At 68.3% G+C, this 23,810-nt stretch carries 26 protein-coding genes; all 26 read right to left on the bottom strand.

The features are described 5' to 3' along the window. Nucleotides 1-3: 3 nt before the first annotated feature. Entirely contained in the window at nt 4-573 is a 570-nt protein-coding gene (rplE, locus tag ACN27J_RS24765; RefSeq protein ID WP_278173693.1) for a 50S ribosomal protein L5, read from the bottom strand. Beyond that, the gene (gene rplX, locus ACN27J_RS24760; protein WP_123606138.1) at nt 573-893 is read right to left on the bottom strand and encodes a 50S ribosomal protein L24; all 321 of its coding nucleotides are present in this window, start codon (nt 891-893) and stop codon (nt 573-575) included. The genes rplE and rplX overlap by 1 nt, the downstream gene beginning before the upstream one ends. Next, entirely contained in the window at nt 890-1,258 is a 369-nt protein-coding gene (rplN, locus tag ACN27J_RS24755; RefSeq protein ID WP_123606139.1) for a 50S ribosomal protein L14, read from the bottom strand. The genes rplX and rplN overlap by 4 nt, the downstream gene beginning before the upstream one ends. A gap of 131 nt (nt 1,259-1,389) precedes the next feature. Further along, nucleotides 1,390-1,680 carry a 30S ribosomal protein S17 gene (gene rpsQ / locus ACN27J_RS24750; RefSeq protein WP_123606140.1) on the bottom strand — a complete coding sequence of 97 codons (291 nt, stop codon included), beginning with the start codon at nt 1,678-1,680 and terminating at the stop codon, nt 1,390-1,392. Then, nucleotides 1,677-1,913 carry a 50S ribosomal protein L29 gene (rpmC, locus tag ACN27J_RS24745; RefSeq protein ID WP_278173689.1) on the bottom strand — a complete coding sequence of 79 codons (237 nt, stop codon included), beginning with the start codon at nt 1,911-1,913 and terminating at the stop codon, nt 1,677-1,679. Before rpmC ends, rpsQ begins: the two co-directional genes overlap by 4 nt. Then, nucleotides 1,913-2,338: a 50S ribosomal protein L16 gene (rplP, locus tag ACN27J_RS24740; protein ID WP_123606142.1), complete on the bottom strand. Its 426-nt coding sequence runs from the start codon at nt 2,336-2,338 to the stop codon at nt 1,913-1,915. The genes rpmC and rplP overlap by 1 nt, the downstream gene beginning before the upstream one ends. Nucleotides 2,339-2,341: 3 nt before the next feature. Beyond that, nucleotides 2,342-3,208 (bottom strand): 30S ribosomal protein S3, encoded by an 867-nt coding sequence (gene rpsC / locus ACN27J_RS24735; protein WP_278173687.1) that lies wholly within the window; start codon nt 3,206-3,208, stop codon nt 2,342-2,344. Continuing rightward, on the bottom strand, nt 3,208-3,762 hold the full coding sequence (rplV, locus tag ACN27J_RS24730; protein ID WP_282233528.1) for a 50S ribosomal protein L22: 555 nt from the start codon (nt 3,760-3,762) through the stop codon (nt 3,208-3,210). Before rplV ends, rpsC begins: the two co-directional genes overlap by 1 nt. A 37-nt stretch (nt 3,763-3,799) precedes the next feature. Then, nucleotides 3,800-4,081, bottom strand: a complete 282-nt coding sequence (gene rpsS / locus ACN27J_RS24725; RefSeq protein ID WP_123606145.1) for a 30S ribosomal protein S19 — start codon at nt 4,079-4,081, stop codon at nt 3,800-3,802. A 17-nt stretch (nt 4,082-4,098) separates the two neighbouring features. Further along, nucleotides 4,099-4,938 (bottom strand): 50S ribosomal protein L2, encoded by an 840-nt coding sequence (gene rplB / locus ACN27J_RS24720; RefSeq protein ID WP_278173683.1) that lies wholly within the window; start codon nt 4,936-4,938, stop codon nt 4,099-4,101. A 12-nt stretch (nt 4,939-4,950) separates the two neighbouring features. Continuing rightward, nucleotides 4,951-5,253 carry a 50S ribosomal protein L23 gene (rplW, locus tag ACN27J_RS24715; protein ID WP_278173680.1) on the bottom strand — a complete coding sequence of 101 codons (303 nt, stop codon included), beginning with the start codon at nt 5,251-5,253 and terminating at the stop codon, nt 4,951-4,953. Continuing rightward, nucleotides 5,250-5,909, bottom strand: coding sequence for a 50S ribosomal protein L4 (gene rplD, locus ACN27J_RS24710; RefSeq protein WP_278173679.1), 660 nt, complete (start codon nt 5,907-5,909; stop codon nt 5,250-5,252). The genes rplW and rplD overlap by 4 nt, the downstream gene beginning before the upstream one ends. Further along, nucleotides 5,906-6,571: a 50S ribosomal protein L3 gene (gene rplC, locus ACN27J_RS24705; protein WP_421369909.1), complete on the bottom strand. Its 666-nt coding sequence runs from the start codon at nt 6,569-6,571 to the stop codon at nt 5,906-5,908. The genes rplD and rplC overlap by 4 nt, the downstream gene beginning before the upstream one ends. Before the next feature lie 10 nt (nt 6,572-6,581). Further along, nucleotides 6,582-6,890 carry a 30S ribosomal protein S10 gene (rpsJ, locus tag ACN27J_RS24700; RefSeq protein ID WP_007073037.1) on the bottom strand — a complete coding sequence of 103 codons (309 nt, stop codon included), beginning with the start codon at nt 6,888-6,890 and terminating at the stop codon, nt 6,582-6,584. 407 nt (nt 6,891-7,297) lie between these two features. Then, nucleotides 7,298-8,491, bottom strand: a complete 1,194-nt coding sequence (gene tuf / locus ACN27J_RS24695) for an elongation factor Tu (protein ID WP_123606150.1) — start codon at nt 8,489-8,491, stop codon at nt 7,298-7,300. Between the two features lie 187 nt (nt 8,492-8,678). Beyond that, nucleotides 8,679-10,775: an elongation factor G gene (gene fusA / locus ACN27J_RS24690; RefSeq protein ID WP_278173675.1), complete on the bottom strand. Its 2,097-nt coding sequence runs from the start codon at nt 10,773-10,775 to the stop codon at nt 8,679-8,681. A 67-nt stretch (nt 10,776-10,842) separates the two neighbouring features. Next, the gene (gene rpsG / locus ACN27J_RS24685) at nt 10,843-11,313 is read right to left on the bottom strand and encodes a 30S ribosomal protein S7 (protein ID WP_278112081.1); all 471 of its coding nucleotides are present in this window, start codon (nt 11,311-11,313) and stop codon (nt 10,843-10,845) included. A 1-nt stretch (nt 11,314) separates the two neighbouring features. Then, nucleotides 11,315-11,689, bottom strand: coding sequence for a 30S ribosomal protein S12 (rpsL, locus tag ACN27J_RS24680; RefSeq protein ID WP_123606153.1), 375 nt, complete (start codon nt 11,687-11,689; stop codon nt 11,315-11,317). A gap of 465 nt (nt 11,690-12,154) precedes the next feature. Further along, nucleotides 12,155-12,529 carry a hypothetical protein gene (locus ACN27J_RS24675; protein ID WP_282234502.1) on the bottom strand — a complete coding sequence of 125 codons (375 nt, stop codon included), beginning with the start codon at nt 12,527-12,529 and terminating at the stop codon, nt 12,155-12,157. Between the two features lie 223 nt (nt 12,530-12,752). Continuing rightward, nucleotides 12,753-13,118, bottom strand: a complete 366-nt coding sequence (locus tag ACN27J_RS24670; protein WP_421369906.1) for a hypothetical protein — start codon at nt 13,116-13,118, stop codon at nt 12,753-12,755. Between the two features lie 82 nt (nt 13,119-13,200). Beyond that, a complete protein-coding gene (locus ACN27J_RS24665) occupies nt 13,201-17,088 on the bottom strand; it encodes a DNA-directed RNA polymerase subunit beta' (RefSeq protein WP_421369904.1) in 3,888 nt (1,295 codons plus the stop codon). An 86-nt stretch (nt 17,089-17,174) separates the two neighbouring features. Beyond that, complete coding sequence (locus ACN27J_RS24660; protein WP_278173667.1) at nt 17,175-20,606, bottom strand: DNA-directed RNA polymerase subunit beta; 3,432 nt, start codon at nt 20,604-20,606, stop codon at nt 17,175-17,177. A 572-nt stretch (nt 20,607-21,178) separates the two neighbouring features. After that, nucleotides 21,179-21,565 (bottom strand): 50S ribosomal protein L7/L12, encoded by a 387-nt coding sequence (gene rplL / locus ACN27J_RS24655; RefSeq protein ID WP_123606157.1) that lies wholly within the window; start codon nt 21,563-21,565, stop codon nt 21,179-21,181. Nucleotides 21,566-21,611: 46 nt separating this feature from the next. Further along, nucleotides 21,612-22,154 carry a 50S ribosomal protein L10 gene (gene rplJ, locus ACN27J_RS24650; RefSeq protein ID WP_278173663.1) on the bottom strand — a complete coding sequence of 181 codons (543 nt, stop codon included), beginning with the start codon at nt 22,152-22,154 and terminating at the stop codon, nt 21,612-21,614. Nucleotides 22,155-22,488: 334 nt separating this feature from the next. Continuing rightward, complete coding sequence (gene rplA / locus ACN27J_RS24645) at nt 22,489-23,205, bottom strand: 50S ribosomal protein L1 (RefSeq protein WP_278173661.1); 717 nt, start codon at nt 23,203-23,205, stop codon at nt 22,489-22,491. 92 nt (nt 23,206-23,297) lie between these two features. Then, the gene (gene rplK / locus ACN27J_RS24640) at nt 23,298-23,729 is read right to left on the bottom strand and encodes a 50S ribosomal protein L11 (protein ID WP_278173660.1); all 432 of its coding nucleotides are present in this window, start codon (nt 23,727-23,729) and stop codon (nt 23,298-23,300) included. Between the last annotated feature and the right edge of the window lie 81 nt (nt 23,730-23,810).

Genomic DNA, 23,810 nt, shown 5'->3' with positions numbered 1-23,810 from the left:
AGCTCAGTTCTCCTTGAACGGGAAGCCCAGGAGCTTGAGCAGCGCCCGGCCCTCGTCGTCGGTCTTGGCGGTGGTCACCACCGTGATGTCCATGCCCCGGGTGCGGTCGATCCGGTCCTGGTCGATCTCGTGGAACACCGACTGCTCGGTGAGCCCGAAGGTGTAGTTGCCGTTGCCGTCGAGCTTGCGACCGTCCAGCCCGCGGAAGTCCCGGATCCGGGGCAGCGCGATGGACAGCAGCCGGTCCAGGAACTCCCACATCCGGTCACCACGCAGGGTGACCTTCGCGCCGATCGGCATCCCCTCACGGAGCTTGAACTGCGCGATCGACTTGGTCGCCCGCCGCACCTGCGGCTTCTGACCGGTAATGGTGGCCAGGTCACGCATGGCACCGTCGATCAGCTTGGCGTCCCGGGCGGCCTCGCCGACACCCATGTTCACGACGATCTTGACGAGCCCCGGAACCTGCATCGGGTTCGCGTACTGGAACTGCTCACGCAGCTGCGCGATGGTCTCCTCGCGGTACCGCTGCTTGAGGCGCGGCGCCGGCCTGGTCTGGGTAGCGGTGGTCATCACAGGTCCTTACCGTTGCTACGCGCGATCCGCACCTTCTGGCCGCTGTCGTCGAACCGGTAGCCGACCCGGGTCGGCTTGCCGTCGGAGTCGAGCACCTGCACGTTCGAGACGTGGATCGGAGCTTCCTGGGTGACGATGCCACCGGTCTGCCCGCCGCGCTGGGTGGTCTGGATGCGGGTGTGCTTCTTGATCCGGTTCACGCCTTCGACGAGGACCTTGTCCTGCCGCGGGTAGGCCGCGATGACCTTGCCCTTGGCACCCTTGTCCTTACCGGCGATGACGACGACCGTGTCGCCCTTCTTCACCTTCACGGTCACAGCACCTCCGGCGCCAAAGAAATGATCTTCATGAACCGCTTGTCCCGCAGCTCACGCCCGACCGGGCCGAAGATGCGGGTACCGCGCGGGTCCCCACCGTCCTTGATGATGACGGCAGCGTTCTCGTCGAAGCGGATGTACGACCCGTCCGGCCGCCGCTTCTCCTTCGCGGTCCGGACCACGACGGCCTTCACCACGTCGCCCTTTTTCACGCCGGCGCCGGGAATCGCGTCCTTGACCGTCCCGACGATCACGTCGCCGATGCCTGCGTAGCGCCGACCGGAGCCACCGAGCACCCGGATGCACAGGATCTCCCGGGCACCCGTGTTGTCGGCGACACGCAGTCGCGACTCCTGCTGGATCACGTCTATCTCCTATGTCTGCCAGTCCTCCGGTCACCCGGAGCTTGGAAGAACCTGGTCCGCGCTACGCGCGGGCTGCCATCCGGACCCGACCGACCCGAACGCCGCGCGACGGCGGCGGACGGGTCGCCCGGCTACTTCGCCTTCTCGAGAATCTCGACGACCCGCCACCGCTTGGTGGCGGACAACGGCCGGGTCTCCATCAGCAGCACCCGGTCACCGACCCCGCACGCGTTCTGCTCGTCGTGTGCCTTCAGCTTGCTGGTACGGCGCATGACCTTGCCGTACAGCCGGTGCTTGACCCGGTCCTCGACCTCGACGACGACGGTCTTTTCCATCTTGTCGCTGACCACGAGCCCTTCGCGAACCTTGCGGCGGGCCCGGACGACCGTTGCGCCCTGCTCGGGGGCGGTGTTCTCACTCATGATGCAGCCACCTCAGTCGGCGCGGCGGAGAGTCCCAACTCACGCTCACGCATGATCGTGTAGATCCGGGCGATCTCCCGACGGATGACCTGCAGCCGGCGGTTGTTGTCCAGCTGACCGGTCGCGGCCTGCACGCGGAGGTTGAACAGCTCCGCCTTGGCCTCCCGCAGCTTCGTGACCAGCTCCTCCTCGGAGAGTTCACGCAGCTCGGCGGCCGAAACGCCCGCTGCCATCAGCTTTCACCCACTTCGCGCGTCACGATGCGGCACTTCATCGGGAGCTTGTGGATCGCACGACGCATCGCCTCACGCGCGATCTGCTCGTTCGGGAAGGACATCTCGAAGAGCACCCGTCCCGGCTTGATGTTGGCGACCCACCACTCGGGCGAGCCCTTACCGGACCCCATCCGGGTCTCGGCCGGCTTCTTGGTCAGCGCCTGGTCGGGGAAGACCGTGATCCAGACCTTGCCACCACGCTTGATGTGGCGGGTCATGGCGATACGGGCCGACTCGATCTGACGGTTGGTCACGTACGCCGGCTCGAGCGCCTGGATACCGAACTCGCCGAACACCACCCGGGTGCCGCCCTTGGCGGCGCCAGTACGGCTCGGGTGATGCGGCTTGCGGAAGCCCTTCGGGGGCTTGCGCGGGATCAGCATCTGTCAGCCCTCCTGCGCTGAGCTGTCCGCTCCGGCCGAAGCGGCCGGAGTGGCCGGCGCGGCATCAGCCGGCGCGGCACTGCTGGTCGTGGTCGACGGGCCACCGGAGATCTCCGCGGCGGCCGCCCGGCCGGCCTCGGTGCCACCGGCGGTCGTCCCGCTGGAGCCGGAACGCCCGCGACGGGGCCGGTCCGGCCGCTCCCGGCGGGGACGGCTGGGCGCCTCGGCCGGAGCCTCCCGCCCCGGGACCGCGTCGCCCTTGTAGATCCACACCTTGACGCCGATGCGGCCAAAGGTGGTCCGGGCCTCGAAGAAGCCGTACTCGATGTTGGCCCGCAGCGTGTGCAGCGGCACCCGACCCTCGCGGTAGAACTCGGTACGGCTCATCTCCGCACCGCCGAGCCGGCCGGAGACCTGCACCCGGATGCCCTTGACGATCGGGTTCTTCATCGCCGACTGCATGGCCTTGCGCATCGCCCGCCGGAAGCTGACCCGACTGGCCAGCTGCTCGGCGACGCCCTGCGCGACCAGCTGTGCGTCCGACTCGGGGCTCTTCACCTCGAGGATGTTGAGCTGCACCTGCTTGCCGGTGAGCTTCTCCAGCTTGCCCCGGATCCGGTCCGCCTCGGCGCCCTTACGGCCGATGACGATGCCCGGGCGGGCGGTGTGGATGTCGACCCGGACCCGGTCACGGGTCCGCTCGATGTCCACCTTGGAGATACCGGCCCGCTCGAGACCGCTGGACATCATCCGGCGGATCTTGACGTCCTCGGCGATGTAGTCCTTGTACAGCTTGTCCGCGTACCAGCGCGACTTCCAGTCGGTCGAGATGCCGAGCCGGAACCCGTGCGGGTGAACTTTCTGACCCATTACTCGGCACCCTCCGTGCTGCTCTGCTTGCCGCCGGCCGGCTCGTTCGCGGTCGTGCCGCCCTGCGCCGTGCTCTCGGTCTGCTCCACGGCCGCCGGCTGCGCGTCGGTCGCTGCCGCCTCGGCCGGCTGGGCCTTCTTCGCGGCCTTCGCCGGCTGGGCCTTGGCCGCCCGCCGCGTCGGCTTCGCCGCGGCGACGGCCTCCACCGCGATGGTGATGTGGCAGGTCCGCTTACGGATCCGGTACGCCCGGCCCTGCGCCCGTGGCCGGAACCGCTTCAGCGTCGGACCCTCGTCCACGAACGCCTCGCTGACCAGCAGCGCGTCGGGGTCCAGCTGCTCGTTGTTCTCGGCGTTGGCGATCGCGCTGGCCAGGACCTTGTACACCTGCTCACTGGCGGCCTGCGGCGCGAACTGCAGGACGGTGAGTGCCTCCTTCGCGGGCAGACCGCGGACGAGGTCGACCACCCGACGCGCCTTCATCGGCGAGATGCGCACGTACCGCGCAACCGCCCGCGCGCCCGGAAGCACCGGAGCGTCGCCCTTCACTGGCATCGCTGTAACCCCTTGATCCTCTATCCGTGCCCGCGACTCAGCGCCGACGGCTCTTGCGGTCGTCCTTCTCGTGACCCTTGAAGGTGCGGGTCAGGGCAAACTCGCCGAGCTTGTGCCCGACCATCGACTCGGTGATGAACACCGGGACGTGCTTGCGCCCGTCGTGCACGGCGATCGTGTGCCCGAGCATCTCCGGGGTGATCGTCGAGCGCCGCGACCAGGTCTTGATGACGTTCTTCGAGCCCTTGTCGTTCTGCGTCTCCACCTTCTTCATCAGGTGGTCGTCGACGAACGGGCCCTTCTTCAGGCTGCGAGGCATGTGCTACCAGACTCCTTCTAGCCGCGCTTGCGGGTGGCGTAGCGGCGGCGGACGATCAGCCGGTCACTCGGCTGGCCCTTACGACGGGTCCGGCCCTCCGGCTTGCCCTTCGGGTTCACCGGGTGGCGACCACCGGAGGTCTTGCCCTCACCACCACCGTGCGGGTGGTCGACCGGGTTCATCGCGACGCCACGGACGGTCGGGCGCTTGCCCTTCCACCGCATGCGGCCCGCCTTGCCCCAGTTGATGTTTGACTGGTCGGCGTTGCCGATCTCGCCGATGGTGGCCCGGCAGCGCACGTCGACCCGGCGGATCTCGCCGGAGGGCATCCGCAGCGTCGCGTAGGCACCCTCCCGGCCGAGCAGCTGGATACCGGTGCCGGCCGAGCGGGCCAGCTTGGCGCCGCCACCCGGCCGCAGCTCCACACCGTGGATGGTGGAACCGACCGGGATGTTGCGCAGCGGCAGGTTGTTGCCGGGCTTGATGTCGGCGCCGGGGCCGGACTCGACGGTGTCGCCCTGCTTCAGGTCCTTCGGCGCGATGATGTAGCGCTTCTCGCCGTCGGCGTAGTGCAGCAGCGCGATCCGGGCGGTCCGGTTCGGGTCGTACTCGATGTGCGCGACCTTGGCCGGTACGCCGTCCTTGTCGACCCGCTTGAAGTCGATCAGCCGGTACTGGCGCTTGTGACCACCGCCGTGGTGCCGGGCGGTGATCCGGCCGTGCGTGTTCCGACCGCCCTTCTTGGGCAGCGGCACCAGCAGCGACTTCTCCGGCGTGGACCGGGTGATCTCGGCGAAGTCGGCGACGGACGAACCACGGCGGCCCGGCGTCGTCGGCTTGTACTTACGGATTGGCATTGTCTACACCCCTCAGCTGACCGGGCCGCCGAAGGCCTCGATACGGTCACCGTCGGCCAGCTTCACCATCGCCCGCTTGGTCGCCTTGCGCTGACCGAAGCCGGTCCGGGTGCGCTTGCGCTTGCCTTCGCGGTTGAGCGTGTTCACGGTCAGCACCCGGACGTCGAAGATCTGCTGGATCGCGATCTTGATCTGGGTCTTGTTGGCGTCCGGGTGGACCAGGAACGTGTACCAGTTCCGGTTGAGCTCGGCGTAGCTCTTCTCCGAGACCACCGGCGCCACGATGATGTCGCGCGGGTCGGCAATCGTGCTCACTTGTCGCCCTCCTCGGTCTGCGCCGGAACACCGAGGAACTCGTCGAGAGCCCCCTTGGTGAAGACCACGTCGTCGGCGACCAGCACGTCGTACGTGTTGAGCTGCCCCACCTCGATGAGGTGCACCAGCGGCTCGCTGTTGCGCAGGTTGCGCAGCGACAGCCAGTTGAGCTCGTCGGTCGCGCTCAGCACGACCAGCACCCGCTTGGCGGAGCTGACCTTGCGCAGCGTGGCCAGGGCGCTCTTGGTCGACGGCTTTTCACCGGTGACGAACGCCTCCACGACGTGCAGCTGCCCGGCCCGCGCCCGGTCGGAGAGGGCGCCGCGCAGCGCGGCGGCCTTCATCTTCTTGGGGGTCCGCTGGCTGTAGTCACGCGGCACCGGGCCGTGCACCACGCCACCGCCGGCGAACTGCGGCGCGCGGATCGAGCCCTGCCGGGCCCGGCCGGTGCCCTTCTGCTTGTACGGCTTCTTGCCGCCGCCGGCGACCTCGCCGCGGGTCTTGGTCTTGTGGGTGCCCTGCCGCGCGGCGGCGAGCTGGGCGACCACGACCTGGTGCATCAGGGCGATGTTGGCCTGTACGTCGAAGACCTCGCCCGGCAGGTCGACGGTGCCGCTCTTGGCACCCTCGGGGTTGATCACGTCAACGGTGGTCATTTGCCGGCACCGCCCTTCTTCGCCTGCGCCTTCGCCGCGCTGCGGACCAGGATCAGCGCGCCCGCCGGGCCCGGGATCGCGCCCTTGACGAGCAGCAGGTTGCTCTCCGGGTCGACCGCCTGCACGGTGAGGTTCTGCACGGTGTAGCGCACGCTGCCCATGCGGCCGGCCATCTTGACGCCCTTGAAGACGCGACCCGGGGTAGCGCAGGCGCCGATCGAGCCGGGCGAGCGGTGCTTGCGCTCGACACCGTGGCTGGCCCGCAGGCCGTGGAAGCCGTGCCGCTTCATGACACCGGCGAAGCCCTTGCCCTTGGTCCGGCCGGTGACGTCGACCCGGGCACCCGGCTCGAAGGTCTCGACGGTGATCTCCTGGCCCAGCTCGTACTCGCTGGCGTCCGTGGTGCGCAGCTCGACCAGGTGCCGCCGCGGTGCCACGCCGGACTTGGCGAAGTGACCGGATTCCGGCTTGTTCACCTTGCGTGGGTCGACCGCGCCGAACGCGAGCTGGACCGCGGAGTAACCGTCCTTGTCGGCGGTCCGCACCTGGGTCACCACACACGGGCCGGCCTGCACCACCGTCACCGGGACGACCCGGTTGTTGTCCCAGACCTGGGTCATGCCGAGCTTGGCGCCCAGGATGCCCTTCACTTGCCTGTCCATTGTCCGGTCCCTACAGCTTGATCTCGATGTCGACGCCAGCCGGCAGGTCGAGGCGCATCAGCGAATCGACCGTCTTCGGAGTCGGGTCGATGATGTCGATCAGACGCTTGTGCGTGCGCATCTCGAAGTGCTCGCGCGAGTCCTTGTACTTGTGCGGCGAACGGATGACGCAGAAACGGTTGATCTCAGTGGGCAGCGGCACCGGGCCTGCGACCTGAGCGCCGGTGCGCGTCACCGTCTCGACGATCTTCCGCGCCGAGGAGTCCACGACCTCGTGGTCATAGGCCTTGAGCCGGATGCGGATCTTTTGTCCCGCCATGGTGGCTTCTGTTCCTTCTCTCTCCGCCCGCAATGGAGCCCGCTCGCCGGAGCGGATGCCGCCGGTCGGACCCCGGCGCTGCCGTTTCATTTCGGTGTCCGACCCCCGCGGTCGGGCGTGTCGCAACCGCTGACCAGGCTCCGCCCCGGGACTCCGGAGCGATCTGGCCCCACACGGAGACGATCCCCACCGCTGAGGTCTTGGGCACCGGGCCAGGCCAGCGGCATCACCGCCCCGGTCGGCGAAACGGCGAAGCCGTACGCTGCCGAACAGTGCGGGTGCCGCGGCGAATCTGCCCCGGACGCCGTGCGAGGGTGGCTGGCTGCCGGGCAGCCAGCCACCCTACGCGGACGCAACCTGACTAGTATGCCGTACCGAGGTACGGCAAGGCCAATCGGGTTACCAGTTCACTTGATGATCTTGGTGACCCGGCCGGCGCCGACGGTGCGGCCACCCTCCCGGATCGCGAACTTCAGGTTCTCCTCCATGGCGATCGGCTGGATCAGCTTCACGCTCATCGAGGTGTTGTCACCGGGCATGACCATCTCGGTGCCTTCCGGCAGCGTGACCACACCGGTCACGTCGGTGGTCCGGAAGTAGAACTGCGGACGGTAGTTCTGGAAGAACGGGGTGTGCCGGCCGCCCTCCTCCTTGGAGAGGATGTAGACCGTCGCCTCGAACTCCGTGTGCGGGGTGGTGGTACCCGGCTTGATGACCACCATGCCGCGCTCGACGTCCTCGCGCTTGATACCACGCAGCAGCAGACCGACGTTCTCACCGGCCCGCGCCTCGTCGAGCAGCTTGCGGAACATCTCGATACCGGTGCAGGTGGTCTTCATCGACTTCTCACGGATGCCGACGATCTCCACCTCCTCGTTCGGCTTGAGCACGCCACGCTCGGCGCGACCGGTCACCACGGTGCCCCGACCGGTGATCGTGAAGACGTCCTCGATCGGCATCAGGAACGGCTTCTCGGTCTCCCGCTCGGGCTGCGGGATCGCGGTGTCGACCGCGTTCATCAGCTCCATGAGCTTGTCGGACCACTCCTGGTCGCCCTCCAGCGCCTTCAGCGCGGAGACCCGAACCACCGGCAGGTCGTCGCCCGGGTACTCCTGGGCCGACAGCAGCTCACGTACCTCGAGCTCGACCAGCTCGAGCAGCTCCTCGTCGTCGACCATGTCGCTCTTGTTGAGCGCCACGACGATGTACGGGACGCCGACCTGACGGGCCAGCAGCACGTGCTCGCGGGTCTGCGGCATCGGGCCGTCGGTCGCCGCGACCACCAGGATCGCGCCGTCCATCTGCGCGGCACCGGTGATCATGTTCTTGATGTAGTCGGCGTGCCCGGGGCAGTCGACGTGCGCGTAGTGCCGCGCCTCGGTCTGGTACTCGACGTGCGCGATCGAGATCGTGATGCCGCGGGCCTTCTCCTCCGGCGCCTTGTCGATCTCGTCGAACGGCGTGTACGGGTTGAGGTCCGGCATCCTGTCGTGCAGGACCTTGGTGATGGCCGCCGTCAGCGTCGTCTTACCGTGGTCGATGTGACCAATGGTGCCGATGTTGACGTGCGGCTTAGTCCGCTCGAACTTCGCCTTCGCCACTGGTGTCCTCCTGTGGACTTCTTGGTTCGTACGCCCGGCGCGCCGTTCGGCGCTTAGGACTCTGTCGACAGCCTTTCCGGTCCGGTGTCGGCGACCGGGAAGTGCTCGGGTCTTGCGGCGGTCACGCCTTCAGGCCCGGTATGCAGTTCGCCCGAGACGGGCCGGGGAGGGTCAACTCCCCGGACCGTTACTCGCCCGTCGCCTTCGCGATGATCTCCTTCGCCACGCTCTGCGGCACTTCGGCGTAGGAGTCGAACTGCATGCTGTAGCTCGCCCGGCCCTGGGTCTTCGACCGCAGGTCGCCGACGTAGCCGAACATCTCCGACAGTGGCACCAGGGCACGGACGACGCGGGCTCCGCCGCGCTCCTCCATCGCCTGGATGATGCCACGCCGGGAGTTGAGGTCGCCGATGACGTCACCCATGTTCTCCTCGGGAGAGGTGACCTCAACGGCCATCATCGGTTCGAGCAGCGCGGGGTCCGCCCGGCGGGCGGCCTCCTTGAGCGCCATCGAGCCGGCGATCTTGAACGCCATCTCGGACGAGTCGACCTCGTGGTACTGCCCGTCGACCAGGGTCAGCTTGACCCCGACCAGCGGGTAGCCGGCGAGGATGCCGTACTGCATGGCGTCCTGGGCACCGGCGTCGACCGACGGGATGAACTCCCGCGGCACCCGACCACCGGTCACCGCGTTGGCGAACTCGTAGGTCGGCGCCTCGTTGTCCAGCGGCAGCGGCTCCAGACTGATGATCACCCGGGCGTACTGGCCGGAACCACCGGTCTGCTTCTTGTGGGTGTACTCGACCTTCTCCACCTTCCGGCGGATGGTCTCCCGGTACGCCACCTGCGGCTTGCCGATGTTGGCCTCGACGTTGAACTCGCGGCGCATCCGGTCGACCAGGATGTCCAGGTGCAGCTCGCCCATGCCGGCGATGACCGTCTGCCCGGTCTCCTCGTCGTTCTTGACGCGGAAGGTCGGGTCCTCCTCGGCCAGCCGCTGGATCGCGGTGGAGAGCTTCTCCTGGTCGGCCTTTGTCTTGGGCTCGATCGCCACCTCGATGACCGGCTCCGGGAACGTCATCGACTCCAGGATGACCGGGTTCGCCGGATCGGACAGGGTGTCGCCGGTGGTGGTCTGCTTCAGGCCCTGGACGGCGATGATGTCGCCGGCGATCGCGGTCGCCCGCTCCTCACGCTTGTTCGCGTGCATCTGGTAGATCTTGCCGATCCGCTCCTTGCGGTCCTTGGTGGAGTTGATCACCTGGGACCCGGAGTCCAGCGTGCCGGAGTAGACCCGTACGTAGGTCAGCTTGCCGAGGTGCCGGTCGGTCTGGATCTTGAACGCGAGGCCGGAGAACGGCTCGGTGGTCGACGGCTTGCGCAGCATCGGCGTCTCGCCGTCCGTCGCGGTGCCCTCGATCGCCGGGATGTCCAGCGGCGACGGCAGGTAGTCGACCACCGCGTCCAGCATCGGCTGGACGCCCTTGTTCTTGAACGCCGAGCCGCACAGCACCGGGTTGCCCTTGTCGGCGAGGGTGGCCCGGCGGATCGCCGCCTTGATCTCCTCGACCGACAACTCCTCACCCTCGAGGTACTTCTCCATGATGGAGTCGTCCACGTCGGCGAGGGTCTCCAGCAGCTTCTCCCGCCACTCGGCGGCCGAATCGGCGAGGTCGGCCGGGATCTCCTCGACCGCGTAGTCCTCGCCCTTCATCGTCTCGCCACGCCAGGTGAGCGCCCGCATCTCGACCAGGTCGACGACACCGATGTGGCCGCTCTCGAGGCCGATCGGGATCTGCAGCACCAGCGGGGTGGCGTTGAGCCGGTCCACCATCATCTGCACGCAGCGGAAGAAGTCGGCCCCGGTCCGGTCGAGCTTGTTGACGAAGCACATCCGGGGGACCTTGTACTTGTCCGCCTGCCGCCACACGTTCTCGGTCTGCGGCTCCACGCCGGCCACGCCGTCGTAGACCGCGACCGCACCATCGAGCACCCGCAGCGACCGCTCGACCTCGACCGTGAAGTCGACGTGGCCCGGCGTGTCGATGATCTGGATCGTGTGGCCCTTCCACTCGCACTTGGTGGCGGCGGAGGTGATGGTGATGCCCCGCTCCTGCTCCTGTTCCATCCAGTCCATGACGGCAGCGCCCTCGTGGACCTCACCGATCTTGTACGTGATACCGGTGTAGAACAGGATCCGCTCAGTGGTCGTGGTCTTACCGGCATCGATGTGCGCCATGATGCCGATGTTGCGTACCTTGGCGAGCGCGTCTACGGCGGCCACTTCAATCCCTACTTCGTCTCGTCGTCGACTGTGTCTGCGCGGCTATGCCGGCGGGCATGACAGCGGCTTACCAGCGGTAGTGGGCGAAGGCCTTGTTGGACTCCGCCATCTTGTGGGTGTCCTCGCGGCGCTTGACCGCCGCGCCGAGACCGTTGCTCGCGTCCAGCAGCTCGTTCATCAGCCGCTCGATCATCGTCTTCTCCCGGCGGGCCTTGGAGTACTGGACGAGCCAGCGCAGCCCGAGGGTGGTCGCCCGGGACGGGCGAACCTCGACCGGCACCTGGTACGTCGCGCCACCGACCCGGCGGCTGCGGACCTCCAGGGTCGGCTTCACGTTGTCCATGGCGCGCTTGAGGGTGACGACCGGGTCGGTGCCGGACTTCTCCCGGCAGCCCTCCAGGGCGCCGTAGACGATCCGCTCGGCGAGCTGACGCTTGCCCCGCAGCAGGATCTTGTTGACCAGCTGGGTCACCAGCGGGGAGTTGTACACCGGGTCCGCGACCAGGGGGCGACGCGGAGCAGGGCCCTTACGCGGCATCTCAGCTCTTCTCCTTCTTCGCGCCGTAGCGGCTGCGAGCCTGCTTGCGGTTACGGACACCCTGGGTGTCCAGCGAACCGCGGACGATCTTGTAGCGGACGCCCGGAAGGTCCTTCACCCGGCCGCCGCGCACCAGCACGATGGAGTGCTCCTGCAGGTTGTGGCCGACGCCGGGGATGTAGGCGGTCACCTCGATCTGGCTGCTCAGCTTCACCCGAGCGACCTTGCGCAGCGCGGAGTTCGGCTTCTTGGGGGTGGTGGTGTACACACGGGTGCACACGCCACGACGCTGCGGGCTGCCCTTGAGCGCCGGCGTCTTGGTCTTGCTCGTCTTGTCCTGGCGGCCCTTACGGACCAGCTGCTGGATCGTTGGCACCGGGTTCCTTTGCTCCCTCCGGCCGCACAGGCGGCCGCACTTTTCCTCAGCCGCCCTGCGGGCCGACTCTCCTACACTCCGACCGGCCACCCGCCAGGGCACCGGCACCCGCGGTCGGGCGTGTCGCCCGCACACGGACCCGGCCGTCAGCTGTCAACCACCGGGATCTGCACTCCGCCGTTGCGCTGCTCGATGACCATCGGCTGGATCGGGCGCACGCACGACTTGCCCGGGCAGGCCGGGCACAAGAGGGTAGAGTACCCACCACGCGCGCGCAGGTCAAAACGGCGGCACCGAACTCCTGACCCTGGCCCCGTAATCTCGGAACCCGAACCCCGGACCTCGGATCGGCCGTCTGTCTGCTCCGCCTGCAGCGGACCGCTCCGGTCACCAAGTGTACCGGTTCGCCCGGCTGCCGGCCCGGCGGGCGGCGTACTGGGCACTGGCCGGATGCTCCGGCGAATGTCAGCCGGCGACCAGCAGGAGCGCGACGGCGAAGCTGAACAGGGTCACCGCCAGCCCCACCCCGCCGCAGCTGATCCCGGCGATCGCCAGACCGCGGCCGGTGAACCGCACCGCCGGCGGTGGCGCGGTCTGCCGGACCTGGCGCAGACCGAGCAGGCCCAGGCCGACGGCCGCCCCTCCGAAGGCGACGCCGAGCAGGGTGAACGCCCCGGCGGCCCAGCCGCCCCAGCCACCGTCCGCGCCGGCCACGCCCAGGCAGCCGACGGTCAGCGAGACCAGCACCGAGATGACGCCGGCGATCAACGACGTCACCGCCAGCCCGGACACCACCGGCGGCACCTCCAGGTGCACCAGCCCGAAACTCGTGCCAGGCACCTGCTCCACCCGCCGTGGGGACAGCCGTCCCTCCGGCGGTGGCGGGGCCACCGGTCGGGCACCGGGCGGCGGCCCGATCGGCGGCCCGGCCGGTGGCGCTGCGGTCCCGTACCCCGAGGGCTGGGTCACCTGCGTTCCTCCTCGTCCTGCGACCGGCCCAGCCGGTCGTTCGTGACCGGCCGGTGGCGGCCCGGTCGCCCGGGCCGGCCCGGTGCCGCTGCGGTCAGTCGATGCCGGGGTCGAAGTCCTGCCCGACCGGACCGGTGGCCCAGTCGAAGATGCCGAACACCAGCGCCAGGGTCAGCGTCACGGCGGCGAGGAGCAGGCCCGTCCAGGCCAGGCGTTCGCCGCGGCGCAGCCAGCCCGCCCCGGTCAGGTAACCCCGCGACGAGTACGCCTCCCGGCGCGCCTGGTTGGCCAGCAGCAGCGCCACCACGGCCGGTACCACGCCGCCGACCAGCAGCCCGGTGATCGCCGCGACCAGCCCGAGCGCGAAGACGGCTCCGGCCTTGGTGGACCGCACCGGGTCGGGGTCCGCCGGATGCCGTGGCGTCGGGTGCGCGGCCTGGGGCACCGGGGTCACCTGCACGGTGCCAGCCTACAAGCTGAAGGCGCCTGCCCCGCCGCGGTCGCGGCGGGGCAGGCGCCCGGACAGTCGTACCAGCCGTTGATCAGCGGTAGGAACCGAAATCGAAGTCGTCCAGCGGTACGGCCTGACCGCTGGCCGGCCCGAACCCGTAGTCGGTCTCCGGGTAGCCGGTCATCGAGTAGACCTTCGCCTTCGCTTCCTCGGTCGGCTCGACCCGGATGTTGCGGTACTTGCTGATGCCGGTACCGGCCGGGATGAGCTTACCGATGATCACGTTCTCCTTGAGGCCGATCAGCGAGTCGCTGCGGGCGTTGATCGCCGCGTCGGTCAGCACCCGGGTGGTCTCCTGGAAGGAGGCCGCCGAGAGCCAGGAGTCGGTGGCCAGCGACGCCTTGGTGATGCCCATCAGCATCGGCCGACCGGCGGCGGGCTCGCCGCCTTCGGAGACGAGCCGGCGGTTCTCCGACTCGAAGACCGCGCGGTCGACGAGCACACCGGGCAGCAGTTCGGTGCCGCCGGAGTCGATGACCGTCACCCGCTTGAGCATCTGCCGGATGATGATCTCGATGTGCTTGTCGTGGATCAGCACACCCTGCGAGCGGTAGACCTCCTGGACCTCCTGGGTCAGGTGGACCTGGACCGCCCGCGGGCCGAGGATCCGCAGCAGTTCGTGCGGATCGATGGTGCCCTCGGTGAGCTTCTCGCCGACGGTGACGTGGTCACCGTCGTGCACCCGCAGCCGGACCCGCTTGGAGACCTTGTCGTGGACGATCTCGTCGCTGCCGTCGTCCGGGATGACGACGATCTTCCGGGACCGCTCGCCGTCCTCGATCCGCACCCGGCCCGGGGTGTCGGCGATCGGCGCCTTGCCCTTCGGCACCCGGGCCTCGAAGATCTCCTGCACCCGGGGCAGACCCTGGGTGATGTCCTCACCGGCGACACCACCGGTGTGGAAGGTCCGCATCGTCAGCTGGGTGCCCGGCTCACCGATCGACTGGGCGGCGATGATGCCGACCGCCTCGCCGATGTCCACCGTCTTGCCGGTGGGCAGCGAACGCCCGTAGCAGGCGCCGCAGACACCCAGCTTGGATTCGCAGGTGAGCACGCTGCGTACCCGCACGTTCTCCACCCCGGCGGCGACCAGCTTGTCCACCAGGATCGAGTTGAGGTCCGCGCCGCGCTCGACCACGACCTCGCCGTCGGCACCCTTGATGTCCTCGGCGAGGGTACGGGCGTGCACGCCGGTCTCGGCGAACTCGTGCACCACCAGCTTGCCGTCGAGCCGCTCACCGACCTGCATGGTGATCGCCCGGTCGGTGCCGCAGTCCTCCTCGCGGATGATGACGTCCTGCGACACGTCGACCAGTCGACGGGTCAGGTAACCGGAGTCGGCGGTCCGCAGCGCGGTGTCGGCCAGACCCTTACGGGCACCGTGGGTGGAGATGAAGTACTCCAGTACCGACAGACCCTCCCGGTAGCTCGACTTGATCGGCCGCGGGATGATCTCGCCCTTCGGGTTGGCCACCAGACCACGGATCGCGGCGATCTGCCGCAGCTGCAGCAGGTTGCCTCGGGCACCAGAGTGGATCATCTTCCACAGCGGGTTCTCGTGCGGCAGCGAGGTCTCCAGATCCTTGGCGATCTCGTTGGTCGCCTTGGTCCAGATCTCGATCAGCTCACCGCGTCGTTCCTCGCCGGTCATCAGACCGCGCTGGTACTGCTTGTCGATCCGGGCGGCCTCCGCCTCGTACCGCTCCAGGGTCTCCTGCTTGTGCGGCGGCGCGACGACGTCCTGCATGCCGATGGTCACGCCGGACCAGGTGGCCCAGTGGTAGCCGGCCTCCTTGAGCCCGTCCAGGGTCGCCGCGAGGGCCACCTTCGGGAACCGCTCGGCCAGGTCGTTGACGATCGCCGACAGCTGGCTCTTGCGGACCTCGTAGTTGACGAACCGGTAGCCGACCGGCATGACCTCGTTGAACAGCACCCGGCCGAGGGTGGTGTCGACGATCAGCGGCGTACCCGGCTGCCAATCCTCGGGTGCCACCCAACGCGACGCGCCGGCACCGTTGTCGACCTCGACCACGCCGTGCAGCCGGATCCGGACCGGCGACTGCAGGTGCAGTTCGCCGTTGTCGAACGCCATCCGGGCCTCGGCGTCCGAGCTGAACAGCCGACCCTCACCGGTCAGACCCTCGGTCCGGTGGGTGAGGTGGTACAGCCCGATGATCATGTCCTGGGTGGGCATGGTCACCGGCTTGCCGTCGGACGGCTTGAGGATGTTGTTCGACGACAGCATCAGGATCCGGGCCTCGGCCTGCGCCTCGGCCGACAGCGGTACGTGCACCGCCATCTGGTCACCGTCGAAGTCGGCGTTGAAGGCGGTGCAGACCAACGGGTGGATCTGGATCGCCTTGCCCTCGACCAGCTGCGGCTCGAACGCCTGGATGCCCAGCCGGTGCAGGGTCGGCGCCCGGTTGAGCAGGACCGGGTGCTCGGAGATGACCTCTTCGAGCACGTCCCACACCACCGGCCGCTGCCGCTCGACCATCCGCTTGGCGGACTTGATGTTCTGCGCGTGGTTCAGGTCGACCAGCCGCTTCATCACGAACGGCTTGAACAGCTCCAGCGCCATCTGCTTGGGCAGACCGCACTGGTGCAGCTTCAGCTTCGGACCGACGACGATGACCGACCGGCCGGAGTAGTCGACCCGCTTGCCGAGCAGGTTCTGCCGGAACCGGCCCTGCTTGCCCTTGAGCATGTCGGACAGCGACTTCAGCGGACGGTTACCCGGGCCGGTGACCGGCCGGCCGCGGCGGCCGTTGTCGAACAGCGCGTCGACGGCCTCCTGCAGCATCCGCTTCTCGTTGTTGACGATGATCTCCGGTGCGCCCAGGTCGATCAGCCGCTTGAGCCGGTTGTTCCGGTTGATCACCCGGCGGTACAGGTCGTTGAGGTCGCTGGTGGCGAACCGGCCACCGTCGAGCTGCACCATCGGGCGCAGGTCCGGCGGGATCACCGGTACGCAGTCGAGGACCATGCCCCCGGGCGAGTTCCGGGTGCTGAGGAACGCGGCGACCACCTTGAGCCGCTTCAAGGCCCGGATCTTGCGCTGGCCCTTGCCGCTCCGGATGATCTCCCGCAGGTTGTCCGCCTCGGCGTCCAGATCCATGTGCTGCAGCAGGGTCTTGATCGCCTCGGCGCCCATCCCGCCGGTGAAGTACTCACCGAACCGGTCGCGCAGCTCCCGGTACAGCAGCTCGTCGGTGACCAGCTGCTTCGGCTCCAGCTTGCGGAAGGTGTCGAGCACCTCGTCGAGCCGGTCGATCTCCCGCTGCGCCCGGTCGCGGATCTGGCGCATCTCCCGCTCGCCGGACTCCTTGACCTTGCGGCGTACGTCGGCCTTGGCGCCCTCGGCCTCCAGCTCGGCCAGGTCGGCCTCCAGCTTGGCGGCCCGCTTCTCGATCTCCGAGTCGCGGCTGTTCTCCGACTGGCGCTTCTCCGCGAAGATCTCGTTCTCGATCGTCGACATGTCGCGGTGGCGCGCCTCGGCGTCCACCCCGGTCACCACGTACGACGCGAAGTAGATGATCTTTTCCAGGTCCTTCGGCGCCAGGTCGAGCAGGTAGCCGAGCCGGCTCGGGACGCCCTTGAAGTACCAGATGTGAGTGACCGGAGCGGCGAGCTCGATGTGCCCCATCCGCTCACGACGGACCTTGGAGCGGGTCACCTCGACGCCGCACCGCTCACAGATGATGCCCTTGAAGCGGACGCGCTTGTACTTGCCGCAGTAGCACTCCCAGTCCCGCTGCGGGCCGAAGATCTTCTCGCAGAAGAGCCCGTCCTTCTCCGGCTTGAGGGTGCGGTAGTTGATCGTCTCGGGCTTCTTGACCTCGCCGTGGGACCACTGACGAATGTCGTCGGCGGTGGCGAGACCGATGCGCAACTCGTCGAAGAAGTTGACGTCGAGCACGTTTCGTGTCCCCTATGTCGTCGTCGCTACTGCTGGTTCACGGGGCCCCGGTCGGCGGCCCTGGGGTCAGGGCCGCCGACCGCGCCTCACACTTCCTCGACCGAGCTCGGCTCCCGCCGGGACAGGTCGATACCGAGTTCCTCCGCGGCCCGGAACACCTCGTCGTCGGTCTCGCGCATCTCCAGGGCCACGCCGTCGCTGGACAGCACCTCGACGTTGAGGCACAGCGACTGCAGCTCCTTGAGCAGCACCTTGAACGACTCCGGGATGCCCGGCTCGGGGATGTTCTCGCCCTTGACAATCGCCTCGTAGACCTTGACCCGGCCCAGGACGTCGTCCGACTTGATGGTGAGCAGCTCCTGCAGCGCGTAGGCGGCGCCGTAGGCCTGCATCGCCCAGCACTCCATCTCACCGAAGCGCTGGCCGCCGAACTGTGCCTTACCGCCGAGCGGCTGCTGGGTGATCATGGAGTACGGGCCAGTCGACCGCGCATGGATCTTGTCGTCCACCAGGTGGTTGAGCTTGAGGATGTAGATGTAGCCGACCGCGATCGCGTCCGGCAGCGGCTCACCGGACCGGCCGTCGAACAGCTGGGCCTTGCCCGAGCTGCCGATCAGCTGCACGCCGTCCCGGTTGGGCAGGGTGCTGCCCAGCAGGCCGGTGATCTCCTCCTCGCGGACACCGTCGAAGACCGGGGTCGCGACGTTGGTGTCCGGCTCGGCGTCGTCCGAGCCGATGGCGCGCAGCGCGGCCTTCCACTCGGCGTCGTCACCCTCGACCTTCCACCCGGTCTTGGCCACCCACCCGAGGTGGGTCTCCAGGATCTGGCCGATGTTCATCCGGCCCGGCACACCGAGCGGGTTGAGCACGATGTCGACCGGCGTGCCGTCGGAGAGGAACGGCATGTCCTCGACCGGCAGGATCTTGGAGATGACGCCCTTGTTGCCGTGCCGGCCGGCGAGCTTGTCGCCGTCCTGGATCTTCCGCTTCTGCGCGACGTAGACCCGGACCAGCTCGTTGACGCCGGGCGGCAACTCGTCGCCGTCGTCGCGGGAGAAGGTCCGTACGCCGATCACCGTGCCGGTCTCGCCGTGCGGCACCTTCAGTGAGGTGTCCCGGACCTCCCGGGCCTTCTCGCCGAAGATCGCCCGCAGCAGCCGCTCCTCCGGGGTCAGCTCGGTCTCACCCTTCGGGGTGACCTTGCCGACCAGGATGTCACCGGGAACCACCTCGGCGCCGATCCGGATGATGCCGCGCTCGTCGAGGTCGGCGAGCATCTCCTCGCTGACGTTCGGGATGTCGCGGGTGATCTCCTCGGGGCCGAGCTTGGTGTCCCGGGCGTCGACCTCGTGCTCCTCGATGTGGATCGAGGTGAGCACGTCCTGCTGCACCAGCCGCTGGGACAGGATGATGGCGTCCTCGTAGTTGTAACCCTCCCACGGCATGAACGCCACGAGCAGGTTGCGGCCGAGTGCCATCTCGCCGTCGTCGGTGCACGGGCCGTCCGCGATGACCTGGCCGGCCTCGACCCGGTCGCCCTCGAAGACGGTCGGCTTCTGGTTGACGCAGGAGCCGGCGTTCGAGCGACGGAACTTGTGCAGCAGGTAGGTCCGGCGGTGGCCGTCGTCCTGGTGCACGGTGACGTAGTCGGCGCACAGGTCCTCGACCACACCACCGGACTCGGCGATCACCACGTCACCGGCGTCGACCGCGGCGCGGTACTCCATGCCGGTGCCGACCAGCGGGGACTCCGCCTTGACCAGCGGCACCGCCTGGCGCTGCATGTTCGCGCCCATCAGCGCCCGGTTGGCGTCGTCGTGCTCCAGGAACGGGATCATCGCGGTGGCGACGGAGACCATCTGCCGCGGTGATACGTCCATGTAGTCGACGGCCGCCGGCGGGACGAAGTCGACCTCACCGCCCTTGCGTCGGACCAGGACCCGGTCCTCGGCGAAGGTGCCGTCGGCCATCAGCGGCGCGTTGGCCTGCGCCTTGACGAACCGGTCCTCCTCGTCCGCGGTCAGGTAGTCGATCTGATCGGTGACCCGGCCGTCGATGACCTTGCGGTACGGGGTCTCGATGAAGCCGAACGGGTTGACCCGCCCGAAGGTGGACAGCGCCCCGATCAGACCGATGTTCGGGCCTTCCGGGGTCTCGATCGGGCACATCCGACCGTAGTGCGACGGGTGCACGTCACGGACCTCGAAGCCGGCCCGTTCCCGGGACAGACCACCCGGGCCGAGCGCGCTGAGCCGCCGGCGGTGGGTCAACCCGGCCAGCGGGTTGGTCTGGTCCATGAACTGGGACAGCTGCGAGGTGCCGAAGAACTCCTTGATCGCCGCCACCACCGGGCGGATGTTGATCAGGGTCTGCGGCGTGATGGCCTCGACGTCCTGCGTCGTCATCCGCTCGCGGACGACCCGCTCCATCCGGGACAGGCCGACCCGTACCTGGTTCTGGATCAGCTCGCCGACGGTACGCAGCCGCCGGTTGCCGAAGTGGTCGATGTCGTCGGCTTCGTAGCCCTCCTCACCGGCGTGCAGCCGGCAGAGGTACTCGACGGTGGCGACGATGTCGTCCTCGGTGAGCGTCCCGGAGTTGATCGGGACGTCGAGGTTGAGCTTCTTGTTGAACTTGTACCGGCCGACCTTGGCGACGTCGTACCGCTTGGGGTTGAAGAACAGGTTGTCGAGCAGCGTCTGCGCGTTCTCGCGGGTCGGCGGCTCACCAGGACGGAGCTTGCGGTAGATGTCGAGCAGCGCCTCGTCCACCCCGGCGATGTGGTCCTTCTCCAGGGTGGTCATCATCAGCTCGGACCAGCCGAACCGCTCCCGGATCCGGTCGGCGGACCAACCGATGGCCTTGAGCAGGACGGTGACGGCCTGACGCCGCTTACGGTCGATGCGGACACCGACGGTGTCGCGCTTGTCGATGTCGAACTCCAGCCAGGCACCCCGGCTAGGGATCACCTTGACGCTGGACAGGTCGCGGTCGGAGGTCTTGTCCGGCTGCTTGTCGAAGTACACGCCCGGGGACCGGACGAGCTGGCTGACCACCACGCGCTCGGTGCCATTGATGATGAAGGTGCCCTTCGGCGTCATCATCGGGAAGTCACCCATGAACACCGTCTGGCTCTTGATCTCGCCGGTGGTGTTGTTGGTGAACTCCGCGGTGACGAAGAGCGGTGCGCAGTAGGTCAGGTCCTTCTCCTTGCACTCCTCGATCGAGGCCTTGACCTCGTCGAAGCGCGGGCTGGAGAAGGAGAGCGACATGGTGCCGGAAAAGTCCTCAATGGGACTGATCTCGTCGAGGATCTCCGCGAGGCCGGATCGTGCGTGCGGGTCGTCAGCCGACCGGCCCTGCCAAGCCTCGTTGCCCACCAGCCAGTCGAACGACTCGGTCTGGATGGAGAGAAGGTTGGGGACCTCGAGGTGTTCGGTGATCCGGCCGAATGAGATTCGGCGAGGAGCGAAAGCGCTCGACGTACGACTGGTCTTCGCAGGGCGGGAAGCTGCCAAGATGCGTCCTTCCGAGGACCGGTGCTGCAGACGGCTGTTTCGCGCGCACTCCAAAGAACCTCGGTCAAAATATCCAGGATCGGACATTCCGGGCGCGAGGCAAGTCGGAAGGCAGCGCAAACTAGCAGTGTAGCCGAGCGGCTAACCGCTGTCCAGCCCGACGCCGAAGGACGTCGCGGAGCTGGTCGGGGCGACCGGGACCGGTGCCTCCGTACCGCTCGGAACGCGGCGTTCCCACGGAGCCTGGTGGGGGCTGGCGAACACCGGGACCCCTGACCGGTCTCCCGATCCGGCGACCCGCTGCTGGTGCCATTACCCAGCTTTGGCCGTCGCAAGCCCGTGAAACAGCTTGCTGTAGTCAGCGTGCCTGCCGGTCCGTGCCGCGTCAAGGCCTGTCGTACGGGGAGATCGCCCACTACGTCAGCCGGTTGCCGGCCGGCCGGGCAGCCCGTCGACCCCGACCAGGGTGAAATGCCCTGATCATCGGGCAATCGCACCGGGTGTGCGAACGGAAACGGGCGGCAACCCCCGTCGGGGATCGCCGCCCGCAATCAACCTCGGTGTGGGTCAGGTCACTTGAGGGTGACCTTGGCGCCCTCCGCCTCCAGCTTGGCCTTGGCCTTGTCGGCGGTCTCCTTGTTGGCCTTCTCGAGGACCGCCTTCGGCGCGGCCTCGACCAGGTCCTTGGCCTCCTTGAGGCCGAGGCCGGTCAGCTCCCGGACCACCTTGATGACCTGGATCTTCTTGCCACCGTCCGCGTCGAGGATGACGTCGAACTCGTCCTTCTCCGGCTCGGCCTCGGCCGGGGCGGCGGCCGGGCCACCGGCGGCCGCGACGGCCACCGGCGCGGCGGCGGTCACGTCGAAGGTCTCCTCGAACTGCTTCACGAACTCCGAGAGCTCGATCAGCGTCATCTCCTTGAACGCGTCGAGCAGCTCGTCGGTGCTGAGCTTCGCCATGGTCGGCTTCCTTTCGAATTGAGTACGTTGACGGGGCGCTGGCGGGTCAGGCCTGCGTACCCTCGGATTCGCGCTTGTCCTGCAGCGCTGCCGCCAGGCGGGCGGTCTTCGACAGCGGGGCCTGCAGCACGGCCGCGGCCTTGCTCAGGTTCGCCTTCATGCCACCGGCCAGCTTGGCCAGCAGCACCTCGCGGGACTCGAGGTCGGCCAACTTGTTGACCTCGGTCGCGGTGATCGCGCGCCCCTCGAAGACCCCGCCCTTGATGACCAGCATCGGGTTGGCCTTAGCGAAGTCGCGCAGGCCCTTCGCGGCCTCGACCACGTCGCCGGAGACGAAGGTGAGCGCGGTAGGACCGGTGAACAGCGCGTCGAGTCCGTCGATGCCCGCGTCCGACGCGGCCCGCTTGGCCAGGGTGTTCTTCGCCACCGAGTAGGTCGCGCTCTGCCCCAGCGAACGGCGCAGCTGGGTCAGCTGGGCGACGGTGAGACCCCGGTACTCGGTGAGCACCGTGGCACCCGATGCACGGAACCGTTCGGTCAGGTCGGCGACCGCAGTCGCCTTGTCGGCACGAACCGGCTTGTCCGCCATGTCCCTCCTCTCTGGTGCTCCAGGCTGGCGGTCGGCCGGCGGGTGGCCGGCCGGCCGTGAAGATCCCGCGCCCACGAAAAACGCCCCGGGCGCAGGGCGCACGGGGCGAGGCAGCCGTCAGCCGACGGCGATGACTCATCGTCCGTTCCGCCCCTGCGCGGGCCGCCCGTGGAAACGGGACCTTCAACCGTGCCGAGGCACGGTGACCAGCGGTCTTTGGGTGTGGATACGGCAAGCGTACGGCACCGCACTGGCGGGCACCAAATCCGCCCGGCACGGCGGTGGGGGTGGAGTCCGCCGGACCCCACCCCCACCGTCAGTCGATCTGGACCGCTCAGCCTTCGCTGGTCGCCTCGTGTAGGTCCTTGACCACGTTCGGGTCCACCGGCACGCCCGGCCCCATGGTGGTGGTCAGCACGACCTTCTTGAGGTACTTGCCCTTGGCCGCGGACGGCTTGGCCCGCAGCACCTCGTCGAGCACGGCCGCGTAGTTGTCGATCAACTGGGCCTCGCCGAACGAGGCCTTCCCGATGATCAGGTGCAGGTTGGAGTGCTTGTCCACCCGGAAGGCGATCTTGCCGCCCTTGATGTCCGAGACGGCCTTGGTCACGTCCATGGTGACCGTGCCGGTCTTCGGGTTCGGCATCAGGCCGCGCGGGCCCAGGATCCGCGCGATCCGGCCGATCTTCGCCATCTGGTCCGGAGTGGCGATCGCCGCGTCGAAGTCCAGCCAGCCACCCTGGATCCGGGCGACCAGCTCGTCGGTGCCGACCTCGTCCGCGCCGGCGGCGACGGCCTCCTCCGCCTTCGCCCCGGCGGCGAAGACGATCACCCGGGCCGTCTTGCCCGTACCGTGCGGCAGGTTGACCGTGCCGCGGACCATCTGGTCCGCCTTACGCGGGTCGATGCCGAGGCGCATCGCGACCTCGACCGTGGCGTCGAACTTCGCCGAGCTGGTTTCCTTGGCCAACTTCACCGCCTCGGCCGGGGCGTACAGCTTCGTCCGGTCGATCTGCTCGGTGGCCTTGCGGTAGTTCTTGCTGCGCTGCATTGTCTCTGGCTCCTGTGGTCACTGGCGGGCGACGCCGTGCGCGCGCCCTCCCACGTCGGTCGGCTCCGACCCGCAGTCGCGGGTCGGGACGGTCACTCCTTGACGGTGATGCCCATCGACCGGGCGGTCCCGGTGATGATCTTCTCCGCCTGCTCGATGCTGTTCGCGTTGAGGTCGGCCATCTTCTTCTCGGCGATCTCCCGCAGCTGGGCGGTGGTCACCTGGCCGACCTTGGTGGTGTGCGGCACACCCGAGCCCTTCTGGATCCCGGCGGCCTTGAGCAGCAGCCGGGCAGCGGGCGGGGTCTTCAGCACGAACGTGAAGGACCGGTCCTCGTACACGCTGATCTCAGCGGGCACGATGTCGCCCCGCTGGGATTCGGTCTGCGCGTTGTACGACTTGCAGAACTCCATGATGTTCACGCCGTGCTGACCCAGCGCCGGACCGACCGGCGGTGCCGGGGTGGCCTGACCCGCCGGCAACTGCAGCGTGAACGTCTTGACGAGCTTCTTCTTCGGAGGCATGTCACTTCCTGGGGCTTGATCTGGTGTTCCGCACCGGATCTGCGGGACGTCACCGGCGACTGGCCGTCGTCCGGCACGGGC

Origin of the sequence: Solwaraspora sp. WMMB762, from assembly GCF_049179115.1 — a bacterium.
Classification (GTDB): domain Bacteria; phylum Actinomycetota; class Actinomycetes; order Mycobacteriales; family Micromonosporaceae; genus Micromonospora_E.
Note: the sequence above shows the minus strand (reverse complement) of the source record. Positions and strands in the feature narration are given on the sequence as shown.

Coding starts and splice junctions, on each gene's coding strand:
- rplE (WP_278173693.1), bottom strand. CDS start 573: ATGACCACCGCTACCCAGACCAGGCCGGCGCCGCGCCTCAAGCAGCGG.
- rpsQ (WP_123606140.1), bottom strand. CDS start 1,680: ATGAGTGAGAACACCGCCCCCGAGCAGGGCGCAACGGTCGTCCGGGCC.
- rpmC (WP_278173689.1), bottom strand. CDS start 1,913: ATGGCAGCGGGCGTTTCGGCCGCCGAGCTGCGTGAACTCTCCGAGGAG.
- rplP (WP_123606142.1), bottom strand. CDS start 2,338: ATGCTGATCCCGCGCAAGCCCCCGAAGGGCTTCCGCAAGCCGCATCAC.
- rpsC (WP_278173687.1), bottom strand. CDS start 3,208: ATGGGTCAGAAAGTTCACCCGCACGGGTTCCGGCTCGGCATCTCGACC.
- rplV (WP_282233528.1), bottom strand. CDS start 3,762: ATGCCAGTGAAGGGCGACGCTCCGGTGCTTCCGGGCGCGCGGGCGGTT.
- rpsS (WP_123606145.1), bottom strand. CDS start 4,081: ATGCCTCGCAGCCTGAAGAAGGGCCCGTTCGTCGACGACCACCTGATG.
- rplB (WP_278173683.1), bottom strand. CDS start 4,938: ATGCCAATCCGTAAGTACAAGCCGACGACGCCGGGCCGCCGTGGTTCG.
- rplD (WP_278173679.1), bottom strand. CDS start 5,909: ATGACCACCGTTGACGTGATCAACCCCGAGGGTGCCAAGAGCGGCACC.
- rplC (WP_421369909.1), bottom strand. CDS start 6,571: ATGGACAGGCAAGTGAAGGGCATCCTGGGCGCCAAGCTCGGCATGACC.
- rpsJ (WP_007073037.1), bottom strand. CDS start 6,890: ATGGCGGGACAAAAGATCCGCATCCGGCTCAAGGCCTATGACCACGAG.
- rpsG (WP_278112081.1), bottom strand. CDS start 11,313: ATGCCGCGTAAGGGCCCTGCTCCGCGTCGCCCCCTGGTCGCGGACCCG.
- rplL (WP_123606157.1), bottom strand. CDS start 21,565: ATGGCGAAGCTCAGCACCGACGAGCTGCTCGACGCGTTCAAGGAGATG.
- rplJ (WP_278173663.1), bottom strand. CDS start 22,154: ATGGCGGACAAGCCGGTTCGTGCCGACAAGGCGACTGCGGTCGCCGAC.
- rplA (WP_278173661.1), bottom strand. CDS start 23,205: ATGCAGCGCAGCAAGAACTACCGCAAGGCCACCGAGCAGATCGACCGG.
- rplK (WP_278173660.1), bottom strand. CDS start 23,729: ATGCCTCCGAAGAAGAAGCTCGTCAAGACGTTCACGCTGCAGTTGCCG.